General features: G+C 71.1%; 4 protein-coding genes. 1 reads left to right on the top strand and 3 read right to left on the bottom strand.

From position 1 onward, the window contains the following. From P409_RS29310 to P409_RS29300, 3 genes are all read right to left on the bottom strand, one after another. Positions 1-474: aromatic amino acid lyase (locus P409_RS29310; protein WP_161790493.1), on the bottom strand; the 474-nt coding region annotated here is incomplete at its 3' end. Between the two features lie 127 nt (positions 475-601). Continuing rightward, positions 602-1,996: a purine-cytosine permease family protein gene (locus P409_RS29305; RefSeq protein ID WP_052121545.1), complete on the bottom strand. Its 1,395-nt coding sequence runs from the start codon at positions 1,994-1,996 to the stop codon at positions 602-604. Between the two features lie 104 nt (positions 1,997-2,100). Then, the gene (locus tag P409_RS29300) at positions 2,101-2,601 is read right to left on the bottom strand and encodes a cupin domain-containing protein (RefSeq protein WP_202964844.1); all 501 of its coding nucleotides are present in this window, start codon (positions 2,599-2,601) and stop codon (positions 2,101-2,103) included. Between P409_RS29300 and P409_RS29295 the strand changes: the two genes are divergently transcribed. Then, positions 2,600-3,631 carry an MBL fold metallo-hydrolase gene (locus tag P409_RS29295; RefSeq protein WP_034846732.1) on the top strand — a complete coding sequence of 344 codons (1,032 nt, stop codon included), beginning with the start codon at positions 2,600-2,602 and terminating at the stop codon, positions 3,629-3,631. The genes P409_RS29300 and P409_RS29295 overlap by 2 nt on opposite strands. Positions 3,632-3,690: the final 59 nt, after the last annotated feature.

Below are 3,690 nucleotides of genomic sequence, written 5' to 3'. Positions count from 1 at the left end.
CAGGCCGACGATGTCCGAGGCGCCGATCGAACTGCCGTAGCGGACGTCGGGCGCGACGCCGGCATTGGCGCGGGCCAGCTGCGCCGCGCACAGCGCCGGGCGCACGCCGGACCAGCCGCGGGCCCAGCCGTTCAGCTGGATCGCCAGCGCGGCGCGGATCACCGCGGCCGGCGCGCGGCGGCCGGGGGCGCGGGTGGCGTGGCCGGTCAGGACGGCGAGGTTGAAGGCGGCGTCGCGACGCGGGTCGACGGCGAAGTCCTTCTGCGAGCCGAAGCCGGTGGTGATGCCGTAGGCCGGCACCCCGGCCTCGACGATGCGGTCGACGATGCCGCGCGCCTCGGCGATCCGGTCCCAGGCGGCGTCGGACAGGGCCAGCCGGGTGGCGCCGGCGGCGAAGCGCGCCAGGGCGGCGATGCCGAGGCTGTCGCCGTCGAGGGTCAGGATGGCCGTGTCGGCCGTTGGCATGTGGCTCATGGATCGGAGGCTCGCAACGTGTCGTCGCGAGAAGTAGGGCCGCCCGGCCCGCCGCGCCGCCAGCCGAACGCCGCCCGCTGTTCCGCCAGCGACAGCGGAACAGCGGGGCGCAGCCGGACGGTCGCGGTCAGCCCCGGGCGGGGTGGCGCTTGGCGGTGATGAAGTACAGCACCGCCGGCACCACCAGGCCGACGATCCAGGAGATGTCGACCCCGTCCAGCGACTCCACCAGCCCGCCGGTGTAGAACGGCGTGTCGATGAACGGGATCTGCACCAGCACGCCGATGACGTAGCAGGCGATGCCGGCGACGTTCCAGCGGCCGTAGCGCCCGTCGGGGTCGGCGATCGCCCGGATGTCGTACTGCTCCTTGTTGATGAAGTAGTAGTCGACCAGGTTGATCGCGCTCCACGGCGTGAAGAAGGTCAGCAGGAACAGCAGGAAGGCCGAGAACTGCTTCAGGAAGCTGTCGCGCTCGGCCAAAGCCAGCCATAGCGTCAACGCGATCATCAGCAGCACGTAGAACAGCTTTCCGGCCTGCGACAGCCGGGCATTGCCGCGGAAGCCGCTGACGATAGTGGCCAGCGACATCACGCTGCCATAGGCGTTCAGCGTGGTGATGGTGATCTTGCCGAAGGCGATGGAGAGGTACAGCAGGGCGGCGATGGTGCCGGTGGCGCCCAGCCCGACGATGAAGGCCACCTGCTGGCCGTGGCCGAAGCGGTCGCCGGCCAGGGCCGCGGCGAAGACGCCGAAGGTCATCGCCACCTGGCTGCCGATCACCGACCCCAGCCACACCATCCAGAACACCCGGCCCGGCGGCGTGTCCTCCGGCAAATAGCGGGAGTAGTCGGCGACATAGGGGCCGTAGGCGATCTGCCAGGACGCCGACAGCGACATCGCCAGCAGGAACTTCGACAGCGAGAAATGCTGGTTGGCCAGGAGGCCGCCGATGTCCTGGTCGACCAGGAGGCGCGCGAACATGTAGGCGAAGGCGATGACGCCGACGATGCTGGCCACCCGGCCGACGGCGTGGATGACGCGATAGCCCAGCACCGCGAACACCACGACCACGGCGGCGAAGATGACGATGCCGGCGGCGTCGCCGACGCCCAGCAGCTGCGACAGCGCCTGGCCCGACAGCACGGTGCCGGTGGCGGAGAAGCCGATATACATCACGCAGACCAGCACGATCGGGATGGCGGCGCCCCAGACGCCGAACTGCACCCGGCTGGAGATCATCTGCGGCAGGCCGAGGCGCGGCCCCTGGGCGCCGTGCAGCGCCATCACCGCCCCGCCGAGCGCCTGGCCGATCAGCAGGCCGGCCAGCGACCACACCACGTCGCCGCCCAGCACCACGGCCAGCGCGCCGGTGATCACCGCGGTGATCTGCAGGTTGGCGGCGATCCACAGGGTGAACTGGCTGAACGGGCGGCCGTGGCGCTCGCTTGCGGGGATATGGTCGATCGCCCGGCGTTCGACGATCGGGTTGCTGGCGGCATTGGCGCCGCGATCTTGTGTCATTGCATGGCTCTCCCGCCCCGGTCTTGGGGCCGGGAAACGAGACGGCAGCGTCCCGGCAATGTCAAACGCGGCGCCGGCTGACCTGAAGCGCAGCGATGGCAAGTCTAGATCCACACATCGTTGGCCGCCGTCCGCTCCCCGCCCTCGTGCCCGGTGTTGAGGATGCCGCGCGGCTCGATCAGCATCAGCTTGACCTCGCCTTCGGCGCATGGCTTGTGCTCGACGCCCCGCGGCACCACGAACATCTCGCCGGGGCCGAGCCGCACCGCGCCGTCGCGGAAGTCGAGGCGCAGGGTGCCCTCCAGCACCAGGAACGCTTCGTCGGTCTCCGGATGGTGGTGCCACAGGAAGTCGCCCTCCAGCCGGACGATCTTGAACTGCAGCTCGTTCATCTCGGCCACCACGCGCGGCTGCCACCGGTCGGTGAACAGCGCGAATTTCTCGGCCAGGTTGATCGGGGCATAGGGCATCGGCGGCTCCTGTCGGTGGGACCGCAGATGTGCCCCGGCCAGCGCCGCGGATCTTGTACCGGCGTGCGGCCACAGCCCGGCCCTGCGCAACAATCGCTTGGCGCCGCCGCCGGACACCGCGAGGATGCCCGCCATGGACGCAACGATCCTCACATACCCCCACCCCACGGCGCCCGAGCCCGGCGTGCCGGTGGAGGTGGCGCCCGGCCTCTTGTGGCTGCGCTTCCCGCTGCCGATGGCGCTGAACCACGTCAATCTGTGGCTGATCCAGGACGACGGCGAGGGATGGACCCTGGTCGACGCCGGCATCGGCAACGCCGTGTCGCGCGAGATCTGGGAGACGCTGCTGGCCGGGCCGCTGCAGGGCCGCCCGATCCGCCGGGTGCTGATCACCCACATGCATCCGGACCATATCGGCCTGGCCGGCTGGCTGTGCGAGCGCTTCCGGGCGCCGCTGACCATGACGCTGTCGGAATACGCCGTCGCCCGCGCCACCTGGTCGGACGACCGGCCCGAGGTGGCCGCCGCCCATGCCGCCTTCTACCGCGCCTCCGGCCTGCCGCCCGAGGCGGCGGAGATGGTGGAGGCGCGCGGCAACGTCTATCGCCGCGGCGTCTCGCCGATCCCGGTCGCGGCCCGGCGCATCCGCGACGGCGACACGCTCGCGATCGGCGGCCGGCCGTGGCGGGTGATGGTGGGCGAGGGCCATTCCAGCGAGATGGCCTGCCTGTACGACGCGGAGCGCGGGATCCTGATCTCGGCCGACCAGGTGCTGCCGAAGATCAGCCCGAACGTGTCGGTCTGGCCGTCGGAGCCGGAGGCCGACCCGCTGGCGGATTTCCTGCGCAGCCTTTCCATGCTGCGGCAACTGCCGGCGGAGACGCTGGTGCTGCCCTCGCACGGCCTGCCCTTCTTCGGCCTGGTCGAGCGGATCGACTGGCTGGCGGCGCACCACGCCGAGCGCCTGGACCTGACCCGCGAGGTCTGCCGCGGCCCGGCGACGGTGGCCGACCTGATGGCGGCGATGTTCCACCGCGCGCTGGACCGGCAGCAGATGATGTTCGCGGTGGGCGAGGCGACGGCCCATCTCAACCACCTGGTCGCGGCGGGAGAGCTGGCGCGGGAGACCGGGGCGGACGGGATCTGGCGCTACCGGCGGGTGTGAGCCGGCCTCTCCGCTGGCCGCAATCCCAATCGTCTTCTCGTGTTGCCTCTCCCGCCTGG

Source organism: Inquilinus limosus MP06, assembly GCF_000767795.1.
In the GTDB taxonomy this organism is placed as follows: Bacteria; Pseudomonadota; Alphaproteobacteria; order DSM-16000; family Inquilinaceae; genus Inquilinus; species Inquilinus limosus_E.
Note: the sequence above shows the minus strand (reverse complement) of the source record. Positions and strands in the feature narration are given on the sequence as shown.

Excerpts from the sequence above, each read along its gene's own strand:
- P409_RS29305 (WP_052121545.1), bottom strand. The coding sequence starts at position 1,996 with ATGACACAAGATCGCGGCGCCAATGCCGCCAGCAACCCGATCGTCGAA.
- P409_RS29295 (WP_034846732.1), top strand. The coding sequence starts at position 2,600 with ATGGACGCAACGATCCTCACATACCCCCACCCCACGGCGCCCGAGCCC.
- P409_RS29300 (WP_202964844.1), bottom strand. The coding sequence starts at position 2,601 with ATGGCGGGCATCCTCGCGGTGTCCGGCGGCGGCGCCAAGCGATTGTTG.